The organism is Duganella sp. Dugasp78 (assembly GCF_059491455.1).
In genome coordinates this window covers 1,776,697-1,800,029 of the sequence record NZ_CP168506.1, presented here as the reverse complement: position 1 = coordinate 1,800,029, position 23,333 = coordinate 1,776,697, and the positions used below count along the sequence as shown (strand labels likewise).

The following is a 23,333-nucleotide window of genomic DNA, read 5'->3' as shown; positions in this document are numbered from 1 at the left end:
CCGCGTGATGGCTGATTATTGCCAAGTCGTACTAATCTGACTATCCTGTCAAAATCAGCACACGACATGGATGGGCGCATGGAAGACGTATTGACCACAGGGGAAGCCGCACGCATATGCGGTGTCAACTTCCGGACGGTGTTGCGTTGGATAGACCGGGGCATGTTGTCCGCGTATAAATTGCCAGGCCGAGGCGACAGACGCATCCTGCCCGGCGAACTGCAGCGCTTCATGCGCGAAAACGGCATACCCGACCGGACGGAGGCGAAGGCCGCGCCCAGGCGCGTGCTGATCGCCGATGACGAAGTGGCCATGGCGCGCGCGATCGAGCGTGTGCTGCGCGCGGCGGGCTTTGAAACGGCGATCGCAGCCAACGGATTCGAAGCGGGCGCCATGCTGTCGACTTTTCAGCCTGCGGTGATGACTCTGGATTTGCGCATGCCCGGCCTCGATGGCCTGGACGTGCTGCGCTTTTTGCAAAAGACAGAGCTGCCAACGCCGTTAAGGACGCTCGTGGTGTCGGCCGACAGCGAAGAACGGTTGCAGCAGGCGCTGGCGCTGGGGGCACACGACGTGCTGCGCAAGCCTTTCGAGAACGCGCAGCTGCTGGCGGCAGTGGAGCGGATGCTTGCGACGCATCAGGCGCAAAGCGCCACTGCCTGACTGCCGACTTCCTGGACGTTGGGCATGAGACTCCCCAACTGCAGGCTCAGCTCGGCATGGCGGCGCTGACCGGGAGCGATCTGGTCCACCAGCGCCAGTATTTCGGTTGCCTCAGCCAATAGCAGCGGATCGTAGCCCAGCTTCTGCACGTGCGAGATCAGGATTTGTGCCGTGTTGAGCAAATTGCGCAGATTTCCCGGCATTTTCGTGCGTGCGGCCCGCATCCAGTCGACCGCCTCTTCCAGCTTGTCGGTCTTCCACAGCAGCACGCCGCGGTTCATGATGTCGGTCGCCTCTTTGCGCGCCGCCTCGATCAACAGCGTGCCTTCTTCGCCCATGTTCGCATAAGTGAACGCCTTTTGTACCTCGTCCCGGATGCTCTTGTCGTCGTCGTTGTTCTGGATGATGTGGCACAGCAGCTTTACCGCCGGATCCTTGATGCCCACTTCGAGCAGCAAAGTGGCGATATCCATGCAGGTGCTGGGGGAGGGCAGGTCGATGGCGCTCGCGGTGGCCAGCATGGTTTCGAGTTCCCGGGCGACGACCGTGGCGCTGTGCACGTCGTCATTGTCCACGTAGACCAGCCCTTCGGTGACACGGGCGCGCAGATCGCTGGCCTCGCCGGAGAATTTCTTCTGCACCGTCAGCAGGATCTGCAGCGCTTCCTTGGGCGCCTTCTTGATGCTGCACACCCGCGCCAGTCCAAAATACGGGTCGGCGGTCTTGCTGATCGAATGCTCGCCGACACTGATGCATTTGCGGAAGGCCTTCTCTGCCGCTGCGACATTGCCCAGCCGCAGGGACAGCTCGCCCAGCGTGTTCTGGCGCGTCACGGAATTGGGCGACATCCTGGCCGCCCGTTCCAGCACCGTGCTGGCCTGTTCCTGCTGCCCCATCTGCTTGTGTACGGCAGCAAGCTGATCGTAAGCCTCCAGGAAAAGGCTGTTGCCATCAATCGCACTCTGGAACAGTTGCGTGGCGCCGGCAAAGTCGCCGTCCTCCATCATGAGCTTGGCCAGCCCGGCCTTGGCCCAAGTGCAATCTCTTTCCCCCACTATCCGTTCATAGATGACGCGGGCCTGGTCGCGTTCACCGCATTTCAGCAGCAAATTCGCCTTCATGCGCAGCAAGTCATTTTCGTGCAGCGGGTTGGCGGCGATCTGAAAGTCGCACAAGAGGGCGGCGCCTGCGTAGTCCTTGTGCGCATAGGCCAGGTCGATCTTCTGGAACACCTGCTTCTTGACCCAGATGCGGTTCAGGCGCGTGACCAGCATGCCCTCGGTGATCGGCTTGATCAGATAGGCGTCGGGATGATATTCGGCCGTGCCCATCACGGAGTCGGCGCTTTTCTCGGCCGACACCATGATGAACATGCTGCTGGGCTTGAGCAAATTATTGCCGCGCACCTCTTCCAGGATCTGCTGGCCATTCTTCCCGCCGTCCAGGTGGTAGTCGCACAGGATGACGTCGTAACGACTGTTGTTGATGAGGGCGATTGCCTCGGCGCCATCCATGGCCTGGTCGATGAATTTTGCCCCCATGCTGCGCAGGCTCTCGCGCAGCAATTGGCGGATACTCGCGCAGTCGTCGATCACCAGGTAGCGCATGTCGGCCCAGTTGACGGATCGGGCCGGACTGGCGGCCGGCGCTTTGGCAATTGAGTGGTTCATCGCGTTTCCTTTCGGCGTACTGATGTGTCCAGAATTTCAATATTGCAGGCCCTGATCCGCCCGAGGCGGGCGTTGCCACATGGCAATCACTGACTTCAAGATAGTCCAACCTGACTATCCTGTCAAATGGAACTTTCCTATCGGGGTCAAAGTTCCGCTAGTCGGCGCGCAGGTCGGCCGTATCGACCAGGCAGGCCTCGCGCACGCGCTGCACCGTGGCCGGCGACTCCATCTGGAACCACTCGTAGTGGCCGCGGTCCTTGCGCGCCGCCAGCACGGCGCGCTTGATCGCGAAGAACGCCGCCACCGCCAGCGTCATCGGCGGCTCGCCCATTTCCTTGGCCGACAGGATGTCGCCCTGGTCCGGCGGCGCGTTCGGCGCCAGCTCGCGCGGGAACATCATGATGTTCATCTCCAGCGGGATCGACTGCGCTGCCGGCGGTTTGTACTCCCAGGTGTTGGTGGTGTACAGCGCGCCCGGCGCCGGCCGCGTGGTGCTGGGCGCGGTGCTGGAATCGGCCGGCTGGTAGCTCAGGTCCTCGCTGGTCACATAGCCCAGGCCCTGCACGAAGCCGCCTTCCACCTGGCCGACGTCGATCGCCGGATTGAGGCATTTGCCGCCGTCGTACACCACGTCCGCGCGCAGGATGGTGGTCTCGCCGGTCAGCACGTCGAGCTCGACCTCGACGCAGGCCGCGCTGTAGGTGTAGCCGGTGAAGTAGTCGACCTCCTCGCCGGCCGGCTTGCCGTCCACCAGCTTGAACTCCAGGTTGCCGTCGGGATGGGTGCCGCCCTCGATTGCCACCCGTGCCTGCGCGGACAGGTTGAGCCGTTCATTGAAGGCGCGGCCGATGATGTTTTTCCATATCATGGTCTGCGGATTGCCGGGCGTGGCCTCGGCGCGCCAGCCGTCCTTGTAGTCCCAGAAGTTGATCTGGTTGGCGACGCACCAGTCGTTGCCGTTGGCCGTGAGCAGGCCCAGGCAGTAGGCCTCCAGCCGCTGGCGCAATTCGCCGCAGGCCTGCTGCGCGGCCAGGCCGTTGAACGAGGTGCCGGTCGAGGCGCCGGTGCTTTCGGGATTGGGCACCACGGCGGTGTCGTTTTCCGCCACCCGTATCATGCCGATCGGGACGTTGAGCGCGTAGGCGACCACCTGCGCCATCTTGGTGTTCAGGCCCTGGCCCATCTCGATGCCGCCGTGCCGCACCAGCACCGTGCCGTCCTGCGCATACACTTCGATCAGCGCGCCGCCCTGTTCCAGCGTCGCCAGGTTGAAGCCCGAGCCGTACTTCACCGGCAGCACCGAGATGCCGCGCTTGCGCCAGCGGTTGTCGGCGTTGAACTGCTCCACCGCCGCCGCGCGGTTGGCGAAGTCGGCCTTGTCCAGCGTGTACTCCCACACCTCGCGCATGTAGCACGATTCGAGCGGCTCGGCATACGGCGTGACCTGGCCCTGCACGTACAGGTTGCGCGCGCGCACCTGCTCCGGCGTCAGGCCGACGCTGTGGGCGGCCGCCTCGATCGCGTCCTCGACAATGATGGCGCCCTGGATCATGCCCACCGTGCGCATCGAGGTGTTGGTGGTCTTGTCGGTGCGGCAGACGTCGGTGGTGCACGACCAGTTCGGAATAAAGTAGGCCGAGTCGCTGCGCAGCGACATGCAGTCGCTGATGACGAAGCTGCAATCGTAGGTGCGGCCGCCGTCGATCCAGTAGTCGGCCTGGAAGCCGAACAGCTTGCCGTGCGTGAGCGGGTTGCTGGCGTCGCCGACGGCGATGTTGTAGTTGCCCAGCGCCGGGTGGCGGTGGCCGAACATGGCGCTGTCGACCTGGCGCAGCGCGGCCATGCGCAGCGGCCGGTTCAGCTTCCATGCGCCGACCGCTGTGATGGTGCTGGCGAACGCCGACTGCCCGCACTTGCCGCCGTAGCCGCCGCCGATGCGGCGCACCCGCACGTCGACCTTGTTGACCGGCAGCTGCAGCACGCTGGCGACGGCGCCCTGCACCACGTTGGCGTCCTGGGTCGAGGCGTAGACGCGCACCTGGCGGTCTTCCACCGGCTCGACGTAGCTCGACTGCGTCTCCATGTAGAAGTGGATCTGGCTGCCCACCTTCTGCCGGCTGGACACGCGCGTGCAGCTGACGGCGCCGTAGGTGTCGCTGGCGATCGTCACGTTGTATGCGGTCACCGGCTGTTGCAGGTCCGGCTGGTCGGGCGCGCGCGGCGGCACCCAGGCCAGGCTGGTGCCGGCGCGGGTGATCTTCCAGATGTGCGAGTACCACGTGGCGCCGGCTGGTTTGTCCAGGTAGACCAGCTGGTTGCGCGCGGCGTCAGTGTCCGGCAGCTCGATCTGCGGGCGCTCGGCGCTGAAGCGGCAGAACTGCGTTTGCAGATGGAACGCCGCTTCCTGCGCCAGCTGTTCGTTGCGCGCCACCACCATGCCGATGCACTGGCCGTAGCCGGTCAGGATCAGCGGCGCGCGCGGGTCGTAGCCGGCGGGCAGCGCGCCTTTCGGGCAGGCGCTGGGCGCCACGCTGATGGCGAAGATGGGATCGTCCAGCGCCATGCCGTCGATCACCGCGCCGGGCACGTCGATGGCGGTGACGTAGTCCTTCACGCCAGGATACAGCGCTTGCAGCGCCGCCAGCACTTCGGCCGGCGAGGCCGGGCCTTCAACGCCGGGCACCTGGTAGACGCAGCTGCCCAGCGCGACCATGCTCTGCACCGGCGCGCCGTTCATGCCGGTCGGCGGCATCGGGATGTCGTGGACGTACTGGGCCTCGCCGGTGGCCTGCAGCATGGCTTCGATTTTCACGTAGGGCACGTGCACTGGGAACTGGTCGGCATAGGCCCTGTAGGCCTGCGTGCCTTTCGACACCGGCCGCTCGCCGCGTTCGCCGGCCGAGCGCAGCGCCGGCGGCACCGGCAGGCCGCGCCATTCGCAGACGGCGATGAAGAATTTGTACAGGTAGGATTCGGCCAGCTGGCGCTTGTAGGCGGCGCTGTAGCCTTCGTCCGGCAGCTGCGCGTAATGGGCGGCGTAGCGGTCGGTCAGCGCGTCCAGCTCCTGGCGCAGTACCGGCATCGCACTGGCCAGCGTGGCGCCGTCCCAGCGCTGGCCGCGCAGCGCCTGTTCGGTCTGCGGCATGCGGGTGGCGGTCGGCGACATGCCACCGTACACCAGCGCGATGTCGGCGACGCATTGCTGCGCGTCGAGCCGGACGCGCATGCCGCTGTTGACGATGGAGTGGGCGTTGACCTCGCGCTGCGCGGTCTTGTAGGTTTGCGCGTATTCGTCGGCGCCGGTCGGCCGCAGCTGGTAGGACAGCAGCATGCAGCCGTCCGCATGCTGGCGCCAGTAGGCGGGCAGGTCCAGCAGCGCCAGGGTTTTCGGCTCGGCCTGGCCGGGCGCGGCCACCGACACGGTGGCGTCCAGCGCGGCCAGTGCCGTGTACAGGTCGGAAGGGAAGGGCACGCCCTGCTCGGCATGCGTGACCACCAGCATGGTGTTGCCGGCCAAAGTGGCTGCGTTGCGGACGATGCCGCCGGCGGTGCGGCCGGCCATGTAGGCCAGCGCCTGCAGGCCGGGGTTGGGGTTCTTGCTGTTTTCGGCGTCGAGGAAGTCCAGCAGCGTGGCGTACAGCAGGCCGCCGCCCAGGCGCAGCTGGCCGTCCGCCATGCTCAGCGTGTGCAGCTCCGGCACGTGCGAGATGTCGATGAACACATGCGGATTTTCCACCGTCCGTGGGTAGATGCCGATCGACGTATTGCCGCCGACCAGGCGCAGATTGGCGCGGTCGGGGAAGTCGCGCATCAGGCCGATGGCGCTGGACACCGTCAGCGGCCGGAACCAGTGGTAGCCGTTGGCCGAGTAGTGCACCGCGCGCGGCGGCTTGCGCAGCTCGGCGGGGAAGGCGATCTCCACCGGCGCCACCTGGCCCACCTTCTCGGCCGGGTCGACTTCGCACGTCATGCAGCCGGCTTCGTCGATCGTGGGGTTCCAGTCGGAGGCGAAGGTTTTCTTGAAGCCGTACAGGATGGGACGGTAGCCGGTGCAACGGCAGATGTTGCCGTCGAACATGGCTTCGATCTGCTGCTTGGTGCCCGGCTTGGGGCCGCGCTGGGCCACGGCGGCCGTCATGTTCATCACCCAGCCCGGTGTGCAGTAGCCGCACTGCGTGCCGTTGTTGCAGGCCAGCCCGTCCTGCACGGTGCTGATGCAGCCGGACTTGACGCTGCCCGTGCCTTCCACCGTCGTCACCAGCATGCCGTCCAGCGAGGCCACCGGCCGCAGGCAGGAGTTGACCGAGCGGTGCTCGACCTGCCGGGTGTCCTCGTTCCAGCTCGACAGCATGACGGTGCAGGCGCCGCAACCGCCTTGCTTGCAGCCTATCTTGGTGCCGGTCAGGCCGACGTCCGGCGAGCGCAGGTAGTCGGCCAGCAGCACGGTCGGGTCGATCGTGGGCAGCTGGATCCGCTCGCCGTTGAGATAGAACACCAGGTCGGGCGTTTGGTCTGAAGTGGGCATGAAAGACTCCTGTGGCGTGGGTGGTGGGGGCCAGCGTGGCAAATCCGAGACAAGAAATTCAACGTTTCCGCACGGGAAGAATACTGGTTTCGCAATGGGCGGCCAACTTAATTTTGCGCATTTTTTGCCCGGCGAAAACTCACCAATTGCCACACTCGATGCTTTTCCCTGATTGACACTGAAGAATTCACGGTGCTATAGTGAATTTAACAAGTGGAAGCGTTTCCACTCACGTAAAAACCTCGACGGGCGGGCCACGACCCAGCCGCATGGAGACCGAATGTACACAGCCAGCCCCGCTCTGCCGGGCGATGCGGCCTTGCGCCCTTCGCTTGCCCGTCATCCGCTACCACGGTGGTGGTGCCTGCTGGCTGTCCCGGTCTTGCTGCTGTGCGCGCAGGCGCAGGCTCAGGGCCCGGTGCAGGCCTGGATCACCACCGGCGACCAGAGCAAGCTGCTGGCGCGCGGCCCGGATGCCGCCTTCGGTGCCGGCGTCAAGGCCGCCATCGTCATCGACGTCGATCCGGCGCAGCGCTACCAGGAGATGGTGGGCTTCGGCGCCGCCATCACCGACGCCTCGGCCTGGCTGATCCAGAATCGCCTGAACCCGCAGCAGCGCGCCGCGCTGATGAACGAGCTGTTCGGCAAGGCCCCCGGCGCCAATTTCAGTTTTACCCGGCTGACCATCGGCGCGTCCGATTTCTCGCGCCACCACTACAGCTTTGACGACATGCCGCCCGGCCAGACCGATCCAGCGCTGGCGCATTTCTCCATCGAGCCCAACCGCGCCGATGTGCTGCCGGTCACCCAGGCCGCGCTGGCGATCAACCCGCAGCTGCGCGTGATGGCCTCGCCGTGGAGCGCACCGGGCTGGATGAAAAGCACCGACAGCCTGATCCAGGGCACGCTGAAGCCGGAAGCGTATGCGCCGTTCGCCGCCTACCTGTCGCGCTACGTCGGCGCGTACGAAAAGGAGGGCGTGCCGATCTACGCGCTGACCTTGCAGAACGAGCCGCACTTCGAGCCCAAGGATTATCCCGGCATGCGGGTCGAGCCGGCCCAGCGCGCCGCCTTCATCGGCGGCCACCTGGGGCCCTTGCTGGCGAGAGAGCATCCGCACACCCGCATCCTCGACTGGGACCACAACTGGGACGAGCCGGGCTCGCCGGCCGAGGTGCTGAAAGACCCGGTGGCCAGCCCCTACGTCAACGGCGTGGCCTGGCATTGCTACGGCGGCGACGTGCGCGTGCAGGCCGCGCTGCACGACCGCTGGCCGGACAAGGACACGTATTTCACCGAATGCTCGGGTGGCAAGTGGGCGCCGGTGTGGTCGGACAATCTGCAGCACTTCGCCCGCACGCTGGTGATCGGCGCCACGCGCGGCTGGGCCAGGGGCGTGCTGCTGTGGAACCTGGCGCTGGACGAGAACGACGGTCCGCACCTGGGCGGCTGCAAGGATTGCCGCGGCGTCGTCACCATCGACAGCCGCGACGGTAAGGTCACGCGCAACGAGGAGTACTACGCGCTGGCCCACGCCAGCCGCTTCGTGCGCCAGGGCGCGCGCCGCATCGCCTCGACCAGCGGCTACAACGATCTCGACACGGTGGCCTTCCGCAACGCCGACGACGGTTCGGTGGCGCTGATGGTGGTGAACTCGGCCAAGGCGCCGCGCAGCTTTGCCGTGCGCCTGGCGCCCGGCCAGCGCAGCTTCCGCTACACCTTGCCGGCCGCCAGCGTCGCGACCTTTACCTGGCAACCCTGACACGCACTGCCGTGCAAGTGCGCGGCAGTTTTTTCAACCCTGTTGTGGAAGCGCTTCCACAAGGAGAGTGCAAATGAGCAAACACGTCGTCCCCGCGAAAGCGGGGACCCATAGGCTGGGTCTATTTCGGCGCAGTATGGAGGAAATTCAGGCAATGCCTGGATTTCCCGTGCGCGGGAATGACAGGGTGGCGGCGTGCGGTGCGCGGCCGCTATGTGCCCTGTTGTTCATGGCGATGCTGGCCGGTTGCGGCAGCGGCGGTGGTGCCAGCGTCGTGGCGCCGCCGGTGACGCCGCCCGCGCCGCCGCAGGTGGAAGCAATCAAGCCGACGCCGGTGACGCCGGTGCCGGTGCTGCCGCTGACCATGCTGCACACGCAGGGCACGAAATGGCTGAAGGCGGACGGCAGCCCGGTGGCGCTCAAGGGCACCAACCTCGGCAACTGGCTGATCAACGAATTCTGGATGATGGGGCAGGGCAGCGCCGGCATCGACGACCAGTGCAAGCTGGAGGCCAACTTCGACAGCCGCTTCGGCTACGCCGAACGCCAGCGCCTGATGCAGCTGTTGCGTGACAACTGGATCACCACCCGCGATTGGGACCGGATGCAGAAGTTCGGCCTGAACGTGGTGCGCCTGCCCTTCATCTACAGCGTGGTGGAGGATGAAAAAAATCCGCGCCACCTGCGCGCCGACGCCTGGCGCTACCTGGACGACGCCATCGCCCAGGCCGAGCAGCGCGGCATGTATGTGATCCTCGACCTGCACGGCGCGGTCGGCTCGCAGGGCTGGGAGCAGCACAGCGGCTGCGCCAACAAGAACCTGTACTGGTCCACGCCGGAATTCCAGGACCGCACCGTGTGGCTGTGGCAGCAGATCGCCGGCCGCTACAAGGACCGCGCGGCGGTGGCCGGCTACAGCGTGCTCAACGAGCCATGGGGCACCACCGCCGCCAACCTGGCCGCCGTGGTCAAGACGCTGTACGCGGCGATCCGCGCGGTCGATCCCAACCACGTGGTGATCCTGCCCGGCCACAACAGCGGCAACATCACCGCCTACGGCAAGCCGGCCGACCAGGGCATGAGCAACGTGGCGTTCGAAATGCACTTCTATCCCGGCCTGTTCGGCTGGGGCCAGACCGGCCTGCAGGTGCACAAGGACTGGCTCACCTGCAGCGGCGGCAGCAATAGCGGCGTGTGCGAGTGGGACAACAAGATCAAGGCCGTCGACACCGCCTTCTTCATCGGCGAAACCCAGCCGTGGATGGGCCTGGGCCTGGACCTGGGCGGGCAGATCGCGCGCGCCTCCTTCGATACCTACGCCCAGTACGGCTGGGCCACCACGGCATGGAGCTGGAAGGTGGTCAGCAATGGCGGCGGCCAGGGCAGCGGCAGCTGGGGCTTGGTCACCAACGCCGCCGGCGCCGCCGTGCCCGCCATCGACTTCACCACGGCGCCCATCGCCGATATCGAGAACCTGTTCAAGTTGTTCGGCACCCAGGCTTACGAGGTACACCAGCCCATGCAGGACTGGATGACCAGCAGCACCGCACCACAACCGTTCCGCTAGTATTTTCCACCCGTTTAAAACTATAAGAGAGACCAGATGATGAGCAAGCCAAGCCACGCACTCGCACTGACACCGATCGCCGCCGCCTGCGCGGCGCTGGCGATCGCCTCCGCCCCGGCATGGGCGCAACAGGGACCGTCCGCCAGCGCGGACGAGAAGGAAGTCCAGTCGGTGGTCGTCACCGGCATCCGCCGCAGCATCGAGACCTCGATGGCGGTCAAGCGCGATGCCGAGTCCATCGTCGAGGCCATCACCGCCGAGGACATCGGCAAGCTGCCCGACGTCAGCATCGCCGAATCCATCGCCCGCCTGGCCGGCCTGACGGCGCAGCGCGTCGAAGGGCGGGCGCAGGTGATCTCGATCCGCGGCCTGGCGCCGGACTTCTCCGGCACGCTGATGAACGGGCGCGAGCTGGTCTCCACCAGCAACAACCGCGGCGCCGAGTACGACCAGTATCCGTCCGAGCTGATCAACGGCGTCACCGTCTACAAGACGCCGGACGCGGCGCTGGCCGGCGGCGGCCTGTCCGGCACGGTGGACCTGCACACCGTGCGTCCGCTCGACATCCGCGAACGCACCATCGTGCTCAACGCACGCGGCGAGCACAACTCCAACGGCAAGCTCAACTCGAACACGCCGGCCAACGGCAACCGCGTCAGCGCCTCGTACGTGGACCAGTTCATGAACAATACGCTGGGCGTGGCGTTCGGCTATGCGCACCTGGATTCGCCGGGCCAGCAGCAGGAATACAAATCGTGGTGGTGGGGCACCGACAACAAGCTGCCCAAGGGCGACGAGGACGTGGTGGCGCTCAAGGGCGCCGAGGTGACGGCCACCTCGCGCAAGCAGAAGCGCGACGGCCTGATGGGCGTGATCGAATACCGTCCGAGCAAGGAGTTCCGCACCACGCTGGACCTGTACTATTCCGAGTTCAAGGAAGACACCACCATGCGCGGCATGATGTGGAACTCGCACCAGTGGAGCGACGTCACCTACACCAATCCGCAAATCCAGACCATAGGCGGCACCCGCCTGCTGGTGGGCGGCGCGCTGGTCAACCTGGAACCCATCGTCCGCAACGACTTCAACACCCGCAAGGACCAGCTGGGCGCGCTGGGCTGGAACAACACCTACAAGAAGGATGGCTGGACGCTGGTGGGCGACGCTTCGTACTCGACCGCCAAGCGCCGCGAGCAGGTGCTGGAAACCTACGCCGGCCTGGGCCCGGCCGGCTCGCACATCACCGACAACAACTTCCAGTTCCGCATTCCGACCGCCAGCGGCCTGCCGACCTTCACGCCCAGCATCAACTTCGCCGACCCGGCCATCATCAAGCTGACCGACGTCGGCGGCTGGGGCAAGGACGCCGACATGCACCACCCGGTGGTGGAAGACAAGCTCGGTTCGCTCAAGCTGTCGGCCAGGCGCGACCTGGATGGCATGTGGCGCAGCCTGGAAGGCGGCGTCAACTTCAGCAAGCGCGAGAAGACCCACGCCGACACCAACAACTACTGGAACCTGAACAACGGCCGCGCGCCGGCCGTCGTCTCGTCCGACCTGATCCAGCCGTCGACGTCGCTGGCCTTCGCCGGCATACCGGGCGTGCTGACCTATGACGTCATGGGCGTGCTGGGCAAGTACTACACGATGCAGCCGGCCCGTCCCGACGACCAGGCGCTGCAGGACTGGGGCGTGACCGAGAAGGTCACCACCGCCTACGCCAAGCTGGGCATCGACACCGAGGTCGGTCCCTTCCCGCTGCGCGGCAACATCGGCCTGCAGGCCGTCAACGTCGACCAGAAATCGCGCGGCACCATCGTCAACGCCGGCAAGCTGGGCTCGATCAACGGCGGCGCCAACTACACCGACGTGCTGCCCAGCCTGAACCTGAACTTCGACCTCGGCAAGTACCTCGAGACCACCAACCTGCGCTTCGGCGCGGCCAAGACGGTGGCCCGTCCGCAGATGTCGGACATGCGCGCCGGCGTCTCGGGCGGCGTGGACGCCACCACCCGCATGTGGAACGGCAGCGGCGGCAATCCGCAGCTGGAGCCGTGGCGCGCCAATTCCTACGATCTGTCGATGGAAAAATACGTCGGCAAGCGCAGCTACATCGCGGGCGCGCTCTGGTATAAAAAACTGCAGAGCTACATCTACAACCAGCAGACCGCGTTCAGCTTTGCCGGCTTCCCGAATCCGTCGGGCGTGGTGCCGCTGCAGGACATCGGCACGCTGAACCGGCCGGCCAACGGCGCCGGCGGCCTGGTCAAGGGTGTCGAGCTGTCGGGCGCGCTGGACGGCGGCCTGCTGTACGCGCCGCTGGAAGGCTTCGGCGTGACGGGTAGCATGTCCGGCACCGAGAGCTCGATCCATCCCAACGGTCCGGGCACCAAGGAGAAGCTGCCGGGCTTGTCGGGCGTGGTGTCCAACTTCACGGTCTACTACGAGCAGTCGGGCTATCAGGCGCGCGTCAGCCGGCGCTACCGTTCGGCGTATCGCGGCGAGGTGACGGGCTTGTTCGCGCAGCGTGCCTTCAGCGAGATCCTGGCCGAGCGCCAGATCGACTTGCAGCTCGGTTATGCGATCGAGGAAGGCCGCTACAAGGGCCTGTCCTTCCTGTTCCAGGTGAACAACCTGAACAACTCGCCGTACCAGACCCGCCAGGGCGATCCGTTCTCAGGCGGCTCGTATGCGCCGGAGCGCTACACCACCTACGGCCGCCAGTTCCTGCTGGGGTTGAACTACAAGCTGTGACCGCCCGCGCGTCATTCCCGCGAAAGCGGGAATCCATGCACTGTATGCTCAGCTTGGCGGGAACGACGGGGAAGGGGTCAACGCGAGCGCGCTTCTTCGCGGCGCTGGATGATGAAGGCCTTCAAGTCTTCGAAGGTGACGGCGCCGCGCTGGGCGCTGTCGATGTGGTCGAAGTTTTTCTCGACGAAGCCCAGGCCGGCCTGGTGCGCCTCTTCACGACTCAGGCTGCCATTGCCGTCCAGGTCGGCTTCTTCAAAACGTTTTTTCAGCTTCTGCATGGCCTGGTACTGCAATACCGGGCCGGAGGCGCCGTCGCGCGGCGGCTTGCGCATGGCCGGCGGGATGTAGGGGTCGGGGTGGAGCGGCGCCGACATCATCGCCGCCTCCGGCTGCGGCGTCTGGGCGTACGCGCTGGCGCAGCAGGCCGCCGCAGTGGCCAGCATGGCAATATGGACTAACAGTTTCATGGTGGTCTCCCCCGCGCCGTGTATTGAGCCGGGCGCATGGTTTATGGCTTATGGTGTCACTGTGACGCTGTTGAAGAAATTAATCAAATCCGTTTGCTGAGCCCGGCGTGCAGTGTCGTCTAGATACGTCATATGGCCGCTTGCATAATATTTGAGCACAATTAACGGATTGGCACCCAAACGCGCCAGATCGAGCTCGGTCTGGTGGAACGGTGTGGCGAGATCGTGGTAGCCGTTGACGGACAATACCTTCATGGTCGGGTTCAATGTCATGGCGGCCGCCAGGTCCGGAATGGTATCCGGCAGCTGCTTGCCGTCGTGGCTGAAGTTCCATTGGTCGATGATGTCGTTGTTGCTGACGTAGCCGGAGCTGGCGCTGTAATGCAGCTCCTTGGCCAGGTAGGTGGCGATGCTGCTGACGAAGGCGGAATTGATGACCGTCAGCGAAGGATCGCCGTCGACCGTCAGCGCGCTGCCGTTGGCTGCGGAGACGCGGGCGTCGTAGCGGCCCACCAGCTTGCCCGGCACGGCGTTCTTTTGGTAGTAGTCCGGGCCCATGTCGAAGTTCTGCTGCCAGGTCAGCACCGGCAGGCCGGTGTAGCCGACCAGTTGCGCGATCACGCCGGCCGGCGGTGCAACCTTGCTGGACAGGTAAGCCGTCATGGCGCTGCGGTAGTCGCCGGCGGCAAAGCTGCGCGCCTGTTGCACGTAGGCGCTGAAATCGGTGGGCAGCGGATTGCTGCGCTGGTAGTAGGCGCTGGTGGCGGCGTAGGTGGGCACATAGCCTTCGCAGCTGATGGCGCCCGGATCGAGCACGCCGCAGTTGCTGTTGTAGTCCATGATGGACGATTGCAGCACCACGCCGGCGATCTGCACGCCGGCTATTTCCAACAGATTGGCCAGCACCGCGGTGCGCGGCGTGCCGTACGATTCGCCGAACAGGATCTTGGGCGAGGCCTCGCGCTTGTTGACGGCGACGTAACGCTGCACGAAATCGCGGAAGGCGGCGGCATCCGCGTCGACGCCCCAGAAAGTCTGGTTGGTGTTGGGCGCGATGGCCTGCGAGTAGCCGGTGCCGATGGCGTCGACGAACACCAGGTCCGATTGCGCCAGCAGGGTTTCCTGGTTGTCGACCAGTTGCTGCGTCAGCACGGTGGCGGCGGGGATGGTGCTGACCAGCCGGCGCGGCCCGAACGAACCGAGATGCAGGTAGGTGGAGGAGGAGCCGGGGCCGCCGTTGTAGAAGAAGGTGAGCGGCCGCTTGGCCGCATCGGCGCCGGCCACGGTGTAGGCGACGTAGAAGAACGATGCCGAGGCCTTGCCGGTGCGGACGTCGGTGGCGGTCAGGTGGCCGGTGGTGGCGGTGTAGTTGAACTGCTGGCCGTTCAACTGGATATGGCTGGCGATGACGGCGGCGCTTTCGTTGGGCGCGGACAGCGAGGCGCCGGCGAGGCTGGAATAGGCCAGCGTGTCGTCGAAGGCGCCGGGCACCGCCGGTATGGAGGGCGTGACCGGGGGCGCCGGTGTTACCGCCGCGCTGGAGCCGCCGCCACCGCCGCCGCAGGCGGCCAATATCGCGGCGCAAGCGGCAAACGCCACCGCGCGCAGTTCATACCGCCATCCATGCAATTTTGTTGGATATGCCACTGCGCTCTCCACTGGGCCGGATCACAATTATGATCCCGGCTTGTGTGAAATGCATCAGCTATTTGCATCGGCTATTTTTGCCAGAAGCCGGCGTGCGCCAGCCGCGCCTCGTCCTCGCGCAACGGGCCTATGACCTCGGTGGGGCGCTGGCCGCGTGCGAACACCTCGCGGCAGGGCAGCGACAGTGTCGGATTTTCGGGATCGCTGCCGGTCAGTGCCAGCAGGCTCGCTTCGGACATTGCATACACCACCCGTCCGACGCCGCTCCAGTAGGTGCCACCGGCGCACATGGCGCACGGTTCGGCGTTGGCGTACAGCGTGGCCGTTGCCAGCTGCTCGGGGCTGTGGCGTTGCGATGCCTGACGCAGCGCGTTCATCTCGGCATGCGCGGTGCGGTCGCTGCTGGAGGCGTTCATCGCTTCGGAGATCACCGTGCCGTCGGCGGCGACCACCATGGCGGCGAAGGGATGATGGCCCTCGTCGCGCGAACGCTGTGCCAACGCCAGCACGCGGGTGAGGAATTCTTGGTCCTGATCGGTGGGGCTCATTGGGGCTCCTGGTCGTTGCGCAGCACGCCGTAGCGCAGGTTCTGTTGTTTGAGATAAGCGCGATAGGCCAGCGACATGCGGTCGCAGGCCACCGACACTTCGGCGCCCGGTATCAAAGGCAGCCTGGCGGGGCTCTGGCTTTCGAGTATCGGCCGGTCCTGCAGGAAGATGGTGTCCTGGAACTGGCGCAGTTCGTCGTCGCCGGAGGTGAAGTCGTCCAGCGCCAGGATGATCCAGACGCGGGTGGTGGTTTCGGTCAGCGGTTGCAGCATCAGCGCGATCGCTTCGCGCACGCTGGCCGCCGGATGTTTGGTCAGCACGGCCGTCAGCGGCCGCACCACGCGGTAGGTGTATTCGATGTCGGCGCCGGCGGTGGCGGCCTTGCTGGCCTGCGGCTGCCATGCGCGGCATTGCTTGGCCCAGATGCCGCTGCCGTAGTCGGCATCGTCGAAGGTCTCGACGGTATAGTCGGCGATGGCGGCTTGCTCCTGCACGCCCAGTATGCCCTCGTGGACAAAGGCGAAATGCGCCATGTCGAGGAAGTTTTCGACGATGCGCGGTCCGCTGCTTTGCACGTCGTACGGGCCGCACCAGACCTTGCGCAGTGCCGGATCGGCGAATTCGGGAAATGGCGGCGGCGCCGGCGCGGCAGGCCCGCCGAGGCAGACCCACACCAGGCCATGGCATTCCTGTACGTGGAAGGTGGCGACTTGCGCCTTCAGGTTGGCTTCTCCCAGCGCCGGCAGGGCGGGGATGTGCTTGCAGCGGCCTTCGCTGCCGAAGGTCCAGCCGTGGTAGGCGCAGCGCAGCGTGTCGTTGTGCAGCGCACCCATCGACAAGCGGGTGCCGCGATGCGGGCAGCGGTCTTCCCATGCGTGTAGCGCACCGCCGCTGTCGCGCCACAAAGCGAGGCGCGTCTCCAGCAGGTCGGTGGCCGCGATCACGCCGGTCGCGATCCCTTGCGAGAGCGCGACCGGGTGCCAGTCGTTCAACAGGACTGGATCAAGGGTCACTTAAACCCTCACTTCGGAATCGAGCCTTCCACGCCCTGCACGTAGAAGTTCATCGACAGCAGGTCCTTCACCGGCACCACCACACCGGCCGCGTACTTGACGGCGCCTGACTGGTCCTTGATCGGACCGGTGAACGGCGCAAGCGTGCCGGCGGTGAGCGCGGCTTTCTTCTCCTCGAACACCTTGGCCGCTTCCGCTGGCACCACCGCATTCAGCGCCGACATCTTGACCATGCCTTCCTTCATGCCGCCGCGGTATTCGCCGGTTTTCCAGGTGCCGGCCATGACCGCCTTGGCGGTCTCGGTGTAGTAAGGGGCCCAGTTGTTGGTGGCTGCCGTCAGGTGCGCCTTCGGTGCGAACTTGGACATGTCCGAATCCCAGCCGAACGCGTACACGCCTTTTTCCTGCGCCACTTGCAGTGTGGCCGGCGAGTCGGTGTTCTGCGCCATCACATCCGCGCCTTGCGCCACCAGGGTTTCCGCCGCCTGGCGCTCCTTGGCCGGGTCGTACCACGAGTTCACCCAGATCACCTTGGTCTTGATGGCGGGATTGACGCTTTGCGCGCCCAGCGTGTAGGCGTTGATGTTGCGGATCACTTCAGGCACAGGGAAGGAAGCGATGAAGCCCAGCGTCTTCGACTTGGTCATCTTGCCGGCGATGACGCCGTTCAGGTACGCGCCTTCGTACAGACGCGATTCGTAGGTGCCCAGGTTCTTGCCGGTCTTGAAGCCGGTGGCGTGCAGGAACACCACGCCCGGCGTGGTCTTGGCGACTTTCTCGGTCGGATTCATGTAGCCGAAGGAGGTGGTGAAAATCAGCTTGTTCCCTTCGGCCACCAGCTTGCGGATCACGCGCTCGGCGTCCGCGCCTTCCGGCACGTTCTCGACGTAGGTGGTCTTGACCTTGGCGCCGAGTTCCTTCTCCATCGCCAGGCGGGCCTGGTCGTGGGCGTAGGTCCAGCCGGCGTCGCCGACCGGGCCGACGTAGACGAAGCCTATCTTCAACGGCTCCGCTGCGAACGCGGAGGCGGACAGGCCGATGCTTGCGGCGGCCAGCGCGGCCAGTGCCAGTACTTTGCGACGATTCATCATACGGTTTCCTTTGGAGGCTAGAGGTTAGAAGTGGTATTCGGCGCGGACCATCGGCGTTTTCGCCGTGGCGCCTGGGTTGTTGGTGTCGGAGTTGCCGAACTTGTTTTTCCAGAACTGGTATTCGACGCCGACCTTGAAGGTGTTCTTGGCCGCGCCGACCGCGCCGCTCATGTCGTACATGACCTGCATGTCGATGTTGGTCTCGCGCGCGGTGTCGCCGCCGAATTCGTTCTTGCCCTTGGTGCCGATGAAGTTGGCGAAGCCTTCGAACGACAGCGGAATGCCGATGTTGAACGGGATGCCCCATGCGGCCGTCAGCATCGGGTGGGTCTTGTAGGCGTAGCGCGGGGTGGCGGCGCCGGTGAAGGTGTTGAACGGCGCGTTGCTCTCCCACAGTGCGAACAGGCTGACGTCGAGGAAGCCCGGAACGTCCAGCATCAGCGTCGGGCCGGCGACGACCATGCGCTTCTTGGAGTTGTAGCCGGCGTCGGTCTTGCTGTTGAAATCAAAGCCGGCGGTGGCGCCGACGCCGCGCACCGGGCCGAAGGCCCAGCTGGTGCCGGTGACTTTGCCCAGGTCCAGCGTGTGGCGGTACAGCGCGTAGGCTTCGTGCGCGCCGCTCTTGGCGCCGGCGGACGACGGGTCCAGTTCCGACGACATCAGGAGGTCGACGCTGAAGAAGTTCTTGCCGTACTTGTAGCCGGATACGCTGCTCAGGTTAACGATGTTCTTGGTGATGTCGTTGTTGTTGAACGGCTCGGCGAACTTGGTGCCGTAGCGGTAGCTGAGCGAGGTGTCGCTCCAGTCGGCGGCGTGGGCGCTTAAGGCGCAGCTGGCGAGGAGGACGAGGGCGGTGCGGGAAGCAAGACGGGACATCATGAACTCCATTCAGTGAGATTAAAGACGGCAAAAGCAGGACAGCACGGTTTGTAATAACTTCTTTTGTATCCAATTCGTTTTTGTGATTGGATTCAATCTCATCGACATCTCTAGCAATTCCCGGGCCACATTAGTAGCCGGACAGCGCCTCGGCCAGATTCACTTTCTTGTCCTGTTCATTCAGATGCAGGCGCGCTTCGATTTCCAGCAGGTGGTGCTCGATCAAATGGGTGGCCTCCTTTATTTTTCCCTGCTCGATCAGCGTGGCCAGGTCCTGGTGCTCGTCGTTCTCGCACATGGTGGCGCCGGGCGCCTCGTACAGCGCGATGATCAGCGAGCAGCGCGACACCAGCTCCGCCATGAAGCGCTGCAGCACCTGGTTGCCGGCCAGTTCCGCCAGCAGGATGTGGAACTCGCCGCCCAGGCGTATCCAGCCGGCGCGGTCGCCGGTGCGGCGGGCCTGGTCCTCGGCGTGCAGCGCGGCGCGGATCTGCTTGAGCGAGGCGGGGGTGGCGTTGCGTATCACCAGCGGCACGATCTCCCGTTCGATGGCGCGGCGGGCGGCGAAGATGTCGCGCGCTTCCTCCGGCGTGGGCGAGGCGATCACCGCGCCGCGATTGGGCCGCAGCTCGATGATGTGGTCGTGCGCCAGCCTTTGCAGCGCCTTGCGCACGGTGGTGCGGCTGACTTGATACAGTTCGCAGAAATCGGCTTCGCCCAGATGGGTGCCGGGCGGCAGGCGGTGGCTCATGACGGCATTGACGACCGCGCGGTAGATGCGCAGGTCGACGGCGGTGGTGCCGCGCTTGATGGCGGCAGGCGCACCGGCAGCGATGGCCGCTGGTTCGGCTTTGCGAGGTTTGCGTTTGCCTGGTGATGGCATCGATCGATTCTCCGTGAGGGTGGTGCTCACACTGCATAAAGCAGGAACCATGCTAACTGCATCGTGTACAACAACTGCGGTAAGGCTGTCTTGCATTGTGTACGAAAGTACTTTGTTTTGTCCTCATTTTTGAGCGCTGCGCACATTTTTGGTGAGAAAGTGTGTCATATTTAGTGCACTCTTCCGCCCAAAATGGAGCGCTCCGGCGGATTCTGACTGGCATGTTAATTGCGTCTGTTTTGGTATTAAATTTGTATACGATAGGGGAAGCCGATGAGGGAAGCGTCGATGACAGAGCCGCGCCTGAAGATGCTGGGCATCTCCAAGATTTACCCTTCCGTGGTGGCCAACGCCGCCGTCGACCTGACTGTGATGCCGGGCGAAATCCACGCTGTGCTGGGCGAGAACGGCGCCGGCAAGAGCACGCTGATGAAGATCATCTACGGCGTGACCAAGCCCGATGAAGGCCAGATCATGTGGGAAGGGAAGCAGGTCCACATCCACTCGCCGCACGACGCGCGCAAGCTGGGCATCGGCATGGTATTCCAGCACTTCGCGCTGTTCGAGACGCTGACCGTGGCCGAGAACATCGCATTGGCGCTGGACGAGAAGATCGCGCCGGCCGCGCTGGCGCCGCGCATCCGCGCCGTCTCCGAACAATATGGCTTGCCGCTGGACCCGCAACGGCTGGTGCACAGCATGTCGGTGGGCGAGCGGCAGCGGGTGGAGATCGTGCGCTGCCTGCTGCAGTCGCCACGCCTGCTGATCATGGACGAGCCGACCTCGGTGCTGACGCCGGACGCGGTGCTCAAGCTGTTCGAATCGCTGCGACGCCTGGCCTCCGAAGGCGTCAGCATCCTGTATATCAGCCACAAGCTCGACGAGATCCAGTCGTTGTGCGACAAGGCCACCGTGCTGCGCGCTGGGCGCGTGTCCGGCACCGCCAATCCGAAGGAGGAAAGCGCCAAGTCGCTGGCGGAGCTGATGATAGGCCGCGAGCTGCCGGTATGCGTGCACCAGCCGCGCGAGCCGGGCGAGGTGCTGCTGGCGCTTGACAAGCTCAATGTGCGCAGCGAAGACCCGTTCGGCACGCGGCTCAAGGACATCAGCCTGGACCTGCGCAGCGGCGAGATCGTCGGCATCGCCGGCATTTCCGGCAACGGCCAGCAGGAGCTGTTGAAGGCCATCTCCGGCGAGCGCGCGCTGGCCGCGGGCAGCGGCGCGATCCGCCTGTGCGGGCAGGACGTGGGCGTGCTCGATGCGGCGCAACGCCGCCAGCTGGGACTGGGCTTCGTGCCGGAGGAGCGGCTGGGACGTGGCGCCGCGCCCGACCTGTCGCTGGCCGACAACGCGCTGCTGACCGGCTATCTGCCGGCCGCCAACACCGGCATGGTCAAGCGCGGCCTGATACAGCGCGGCGCGGTGCGCGAGTTCGCGCGCAAGGTGATCGAACGGTTCAACGTCAAATGCGGCGGCGAGCAGTCGGCGGCGGCCAGTCTTTCGGGCGGCAACCTGCAAAAATTCATCGTCGGCCGCGAGATCGCGCTGGCGCCCAAGGTGATGGTGTTCGCGCAGCCCACATGGGGCGTGGATATCGGCGCCGCCATGCTGATACGGCAGGCCATCATCGACATGCGCGACCAGGGCGTGGCGGTGCTGGTGTTGTCGGAAGAGCTGGACGAATTGTTCATGATGAGCGACCGCATCGCCGTGCTGGCGGACGGCCGCTTGTCGCAGGTGGTGCCGGCGGCCGGCACCAGCATCGACCAGATCGGCGTGTGGATGAGCGGCGACTTCAGCGCCGGCGCCAGTACCAGTACCGGTAACAACGAAGGAGCAGCAAAATATGTCCACGCTTGAACGACGCCCCGAACCCTCGCGCGGCATGATGCTGGCGTCGCCGCTGATCGCTGCGGCGGCCATGCTGGTGACTGGCTCCGTGCTGTTCTTCTTTTTGGGCCAGGAGCCGCTGCATGCTTTCTACGTCTACTTCATCAAGCCGTGGACCACGCTGTACGGCGTTGGCGAACTGCTGCTGAAGGCGACGCCGCTGATCCTGTGCGGCGTGGGCCTGGCGATCGGCTTCCGCGCCAACGTCGCCAACATCGGCGCCGATGGCCAGCTGACGGTGGGCGCGATCGCCGCCGGCGCGGTGGCGCTGTATTTCGACGAAGTGCAGGCGTGGTGGGTGCTGCCGCTGATGCTGGTGGCGGGCGCGCTGGGCGGCATGCTGTGGGCCGCCATCCCCGCGCTGCTGCGCACGCGCTTCAACACCAGCGAGATTCTCGTGAGCCTGATGCTGGTGTACGTGGCGTATCACTTGCTGAGCTATCTGGTGCACGGGCCGATGCGCGATCCGGCCGGCTTCAATTTCCCGCAATCGAAAATGTTCAGCGACTCGGCCACCTTGCCGCTGCTGGTGGAAGGCTTGCGCGTGAACGCGGCCTTCATCCTGTCGCTGGCGGCGGCGGGGGCGGCCTGGTTCTTCTGCAAGCACACCTTTGCCGGCTACCGCATGCAGGTCAGCGGCATGGCACCGGCCGCCGCGCTGTACGCCGGCTTCAGCGAGCCGCGCAACGTATGGCTGGCCTTCATGGTTAGCGGCGCCTTGTCCGGCATCGCCGGCGTGGGCGAAGTGGCGGGGCCGCTGGGGCAGATGCAGCCGTCGGTGTCGGCCGGCTACGGCTTCGCGGCCATCATCGTCGCTTATGTCGGACGTTTGCATCCGCTGGGCGTGGTGCTGTCGGCGTTGTTGATGTCGTTGCTGTACATCGGCGGCGAGACGGCGCAGATCGAGCTGCAGGTGCCGTCGGCGATCACCGGCATGTTCCAGGGGCTGCTGCTGTTTTACCTGTTGGCTGCGGACCTGTTCATTCACTACCGCTTCAAGCCGCGCAAGCGTCACCTGCCTGTCACCGTTGGAGAGACCGCATGATCAGCACCGAACTGTTAATCGCCTTCCTCGCCAGCACGGCGGGCGCCGCCACGCCGCTGGTGGTGGCTTCGATGGGCGAGTTGGTGACCGAGCGTTCCGGCGTGCTCAATCTGGGCATGGAGGGCATGATGCTGGTGGGCGCCGTGGTGGGCTTCGGCGTCACGCTGGGCACGGGGCAGATGTGGCTTGGGCTGCTGGCGGCGATTGCGGCGGGCATGCTGATGTCGCTGATCTTCGGCTTCCTGGTGCTGACCTTGCAGACCAACCAGGTCGCCACCGGGCTGGCGCTGACCTTGTTCGGCATCGGGCTGTCGGCCTTCATGGGGCGCGGGCTGGTGGGGCAGACGGTGGAGCCGATGCCGCATCTGCATTTTCCGTTGCTGTCCGATCTGCCGTTTGTCGGGCCGCTGCTGTTCCGCTTTGATGCGATGGTGTACGGTTCGGTGGCGTTGGTGGTGCTGGTCGGCTGGATGCTGGCGCGCACGCGGCTTGGGCTGGTGATACGCGCTGTGGGCGAATCGCCGCACAGCGCTCATGCGATCGGCTATCCGGTGATCGGCCTGCGCTACGGCACGGTGCTGTTCGGCGGCGCCATGGCCGGCTTGGGCGGTGCTTATCTGTCGCTGGCACTGACGCCGATGTGGGTCGAGGGCATGACGGCGGGACGCGGCTGGATCGCGCTGGCGCAGGTGGTGTTCGCGACGTGGAAGCCGCGCGGCGTGATGGTGGGCGCCTATCTGTTCGGCGGCGTGACGGTGCTGCAGTTCCACGGGCAGGGCATGGGGCTGGACATTCCGTCGGAGTTTTTATCGATGCTGCCTTACCTGGCCACGATCGTGGTGCTGGTCATTATTTGCCGGAATCCGCAGACCATCTTGCTGAACAAGCCGATGTCGCTGGGGCAGAACTTCAAGCCGGATTAAAAT

Annotated in this window: 16 protein-coding genes; 7 read left to right on the top strand and 9 right to left on the bottom strand. The window is 65.3% G+C overall.

Translation table 11 applies throughout. The features are described from left to right. The first annotated feature begins 78 nt into the window (after positions 1-78). Positions 79-663, top strand: coding sequence for a response regulator (locus ACEN9O_RS08015; protein ID WP_495617051.1), 585 nt, complete (start codon positions 79-81; stop codon positions 661-663). Here ACEN9O_RS08015 and ACEN9O_RS08010 read toward each other — a convergent pair. Continuing rightward, on the bottom strand, positions 639-2,333 hold the full coding sequence (locus tag ACEN9O_RS08010; protein WP_495617050.1) for a response regulator: 1,695 nt from the start codon (positions 2,331-2,333) through the stop codon (positions 639-641). The two genes, ACEN9O_RS08015 and ACEN9O_RS08010, sit on opposite strands and share 25 nt — an antisense overlap. 157 nt (positions 2,334-2,490) lie before the next feature. Further along, complete coding sequence (locus ACEN9O_RS08005; RefSeq protein WP_495617049.1) at positions 2,491-6,861, bottom strand: molybdopterin cofactor-binding domain-containing protein; 4,371 nt, start codon at positions 6,859-6,861, stop codon at positions 2,491-2,493. A gap of 280 nt (positions 6,862-7,141) precedes the next feature. Between ACEN9O_RS08005 and ACEN9O_RS08000 the strand changes: the two genes are divergently transcribed. The 3 genes from ACEN9O_RS08000 to ACEN9O_RS07990 all read left to right on the top strand — a co-directional run bounded on the left by ACEN9O_RS08000 (position 7,142) and on the right by ACEN9O_RS07990 (position 12,944). Beyond that, positions 7,142-8,623 (top strand): glycoside hydrolase family 30 protein, encoded by a 1,482-nt coding sequence (locus ACEN9O_RS08000; protein WP_495617048.1) that lies wholly within the window; start codon positions 7,142-7,144, stop codon positions 8,621-8,623. A 154-nt stretch (positions 8,624-8,777) separates the two neighbouring features. Further along, entirely contained in the window at positions 8,778-10,190 is a 1,413-nt protein-coding gene (locus tag ACEN9O_RS07995; RefSeq protein WP_495617047.1) for a glycoside hydrolase family 5 protein, read from the top strand. Positions 10,191-10,226: 36 nt separating this feature from the next. Then, on the top strand, positions 10,227-12,944 hold the full coding sequence (locus ACEN9O_RS07990) for a TonB-dependent receptor (RefSeq protein WP_495617046.1): 2,718 nt from the start codon (positions 10,227-10,229) through the stop codon (positions 12,942-12,944). Positions 12,945-13,021: 77 nt separating this feature from the next. Here ACEN9O_RS07990 and ACEN9O_RS07985 read toward each other — a convergent pair whose 3' ends face one another. The 7 genes from ACEN9O_RS07985 to ACEN9O_RS07955 all read right to left on the bottom strand — a co-directional run bounded on the left by ACEN9O_RS07985 (position 13,022) and on the right by ACEN9O_RS07955 (position 19,472). Then, entirely contained in the window at positions 13,022-13,411 is a 390-nt protein-coding gene (locus ACEN9O_RS07985; protein ID WP_495617045.1) for an EF-hand domain-containing protein, read from the bottom strand. A gap of 48 nt (positions 13,412-13,459) precedes the next feature. After that, a complete protein-coding gene (locus ACEN9O_RS07980) occupies positions 13,460-15,019 on the bottom strand; it encodes a S10 family peptidase (protein ID WP_495618439.1) in 1,560 nt (519 codons plus the stop codon). Positions 15,020-15,129: 110 nt separating this feature from the next. Further along, the gene (locus ACEN9O_RS07975; RefSeq protein WP_495617044.1) at positions 15,130-15,606 is read right to left on the bottom strand and encodes a nucleoside deaminase; all 477 of its coding nucleotides are present in this window, start codon (positions 15,604-15,606) and stop codon (positions 15,130-15,132) included. Next, the gene (locus tag ACEN9O_RS07970) at positions 15,603-16,619 is read right to left on the bottom strand and encodes a Rieske 2Fe-2S domain-containing protein (protein ID WP_495617043.1); all 1,017 of its coding nucleotides are present in this window, start codon (positions 16,617-16,619) and stop codon (positions 15,603-15,605) included. Before ACEN9O_RS07970 ends, ACEN9O_RS07975 begins: the two co-directional genes overlap by 4 nt. A gap of 8 nt (positions 16,620-16,627) precedes the next feature. After that, positions 16,628-17,710: a BMP family ABC transporter substrate-binding protein gene (locus ACEN9O_RS07965; RefSeq protein WP_495617042.1), complete on the bottom strand. Its 1,083-nt coding sequence runs from the start codon at positions 17,708-17,710 to the stop codon at positions 16,628-16,630. Between the two features lie 24 nt (positions 17,711-17,734). Beyond that, the gene (locus ACEN9O_RS07960) at positions 17,735-18,586 is read right to left on the bottom strand and encodes an outer envelope protein (protein WP_495618438.1); all 852 of its coding nucleotides are present in this window, start codon (positions 18,584-18,586) and stop codon (positions 17,735-17,737) included. A 133-nt stretch (positions 18,587-18,719) separates the two neighbouring features. Next, positions 18,720-19,472, bottom strand: coding sequence for a GntR family transcriptional regulator (locus ACEN9O_RS07955; RefSeq protein ID WP_495617041.1), 753 nt, complete (start codon positions 19,470-19,472; stop codon positions 18,720-18,722). Positions 19,473-19,760: 288 nt separating this feature from the next. On the opposite strand from ACEN9O_RS07955, the gene ACEN9O_RS07950 reads away from it, so the two are divergent. The 3 genes from ACEN9O_RS07950 to ACEN9O_RS07940 are packed head-to-tail and all read left to right on the top strand — an operon-like array spanning position 19,761 to position 23,330. After that, the gene (locus ACEN9O_RS07950) at positions 19,761-21,332 is read left to right on the top strand and encodes an ABC transporter ATP-binding protein (protein ID WP_495617040.1); all 1,572 of its coding nucleotides are present in this window, start codon (positions 19,761-19,763) and stop codon (positions 21,330-21,332) included. Continuing rightward, complete coding sequence (locus tag ACEN9O_RS07945; protein WP_495617039.1) at positions 21,319-22,407, top strand: ABC transporter permease; 1,089 nt, start codon at positions 21,319-21,321, stop codon at positions 22,405-22,407. The genes ACEN9O_RS07950 and ACEN9O_RS07945 overlap by 14 nt, the downstream gene beginning before the upstream one ends. Continuing rightward, complete coding sequence (locus ACEN9O_RS07940; protein WP_495617038.1) at positions 22,404-23,330, top strand: ABC transporter permease; 927 nt, start codon at positions 22,404-22,406, stop codon at positions 23,328-23,330. Before ACEN9O_RS07945 ends, ACEN9O_RS07940 begins: the two co-directional genes overlap by 4 nt. Positions 23,331-23,333 lie beyond the last annotated feature (3 nt).

Coding starts and splice junctions, on each gene's coding strand:
- ACEN9O_RS07990 (WP_495617046.1), top strand. CDS start 10,227: ATGATGAGCAAGCCAAGCCACGCACTCGCACTGACACCGATCGCCGCC.
- ACEN9O_RS07950 (WP_495617040.1), top strand. CDS start 19,761: ATGACAGAGCCGCGCCTGAAGATGCTGGGCATCTCCAAGATTTACCCT.
- ACEN9O_RS07955 (WP_495617041.1), bottom strand. CDS start 19,472: ATGCCATCACCAGGCAAACGCAAACCTCGCAAAGCCGAACCAGCGGCC.
- ACEN9O_RS07965 (WP_495617042.1), bottom strand. CDS start 17,710: ATGATGAATCGTCGCAAAGTACTGGCACTGGCCGCGCTGGCCGCCGCA.
- ACEN9O_RS08015 (WP_495617051.1), top strand. CDS start 79: ATGGAAGACGTATTGACCACAGGGGAAGCCGCACGCATATGCGGTGTC.
- ACEN9O_RS07960 (WP_495618438.1), bottom strand. CDS start 18,586: ATGTCCCGTCTTGCTTCCCGCACCGCCCTCGTCCTCCTCGCCAGCTGC.
- ACEN9O_RS08005 (WP_495617049.1), bottom strand. CDS start 6,861: ATGCCCACTTCAGACCAAACGCCCGACCTGGTGTTCTATCTCAACGGC.
- ACEN9O_RS07975 (WP_495617044.1), bottom strand. CDS start 15,606: ATGAGCCCCACCGATCAGGACCAAGAATTCCTCACCCGCGTGCTGGCG.
- ACEN9O_RS07945 (WP_495617039.1), top strand. CDS start 21,319: ATGTCCACGCTTGAACGACGCCCCGAACCCTCGCGCGGCATGATGCTG.
- ACEN9O_RS08010 (WP_495617050.1), bottom strand. CDS start 2,333: ATGAACCACTCAATTGCCAAAGCGCCGGCCGCCAGTCCGGCCCGATCC.
- ACEN9O_RS08000 (WP_495617048.1), top strand. CDS start 7,142: ATGTACACAGCCAGCCCCGCTCTGCCGGGCGATGCGGCCTTGCGCCCT.
- ACEN9O_RS07940 (WP_495617038.1), top strand. CDS start 22,404: ATGATCAGCACCGAACTGTTAATCGCCTTCCTCGCCAGCACGGCGGGC.
- ACEN9O_RS07985 (WP_495617045.1), bottom strand. CDS start 13,411: ATGAAACTGTTAGTCCATATTGCCATGCTGGCCACTGCGGCGGCCTGC.
- ACEN9O_RS07995 (WP_495617047.1), top strand. CDS start 8,778: ATGCCTGGATTTCCCGTGCGCGGGAATGACAGGGTGGCGGCGTGCGGT.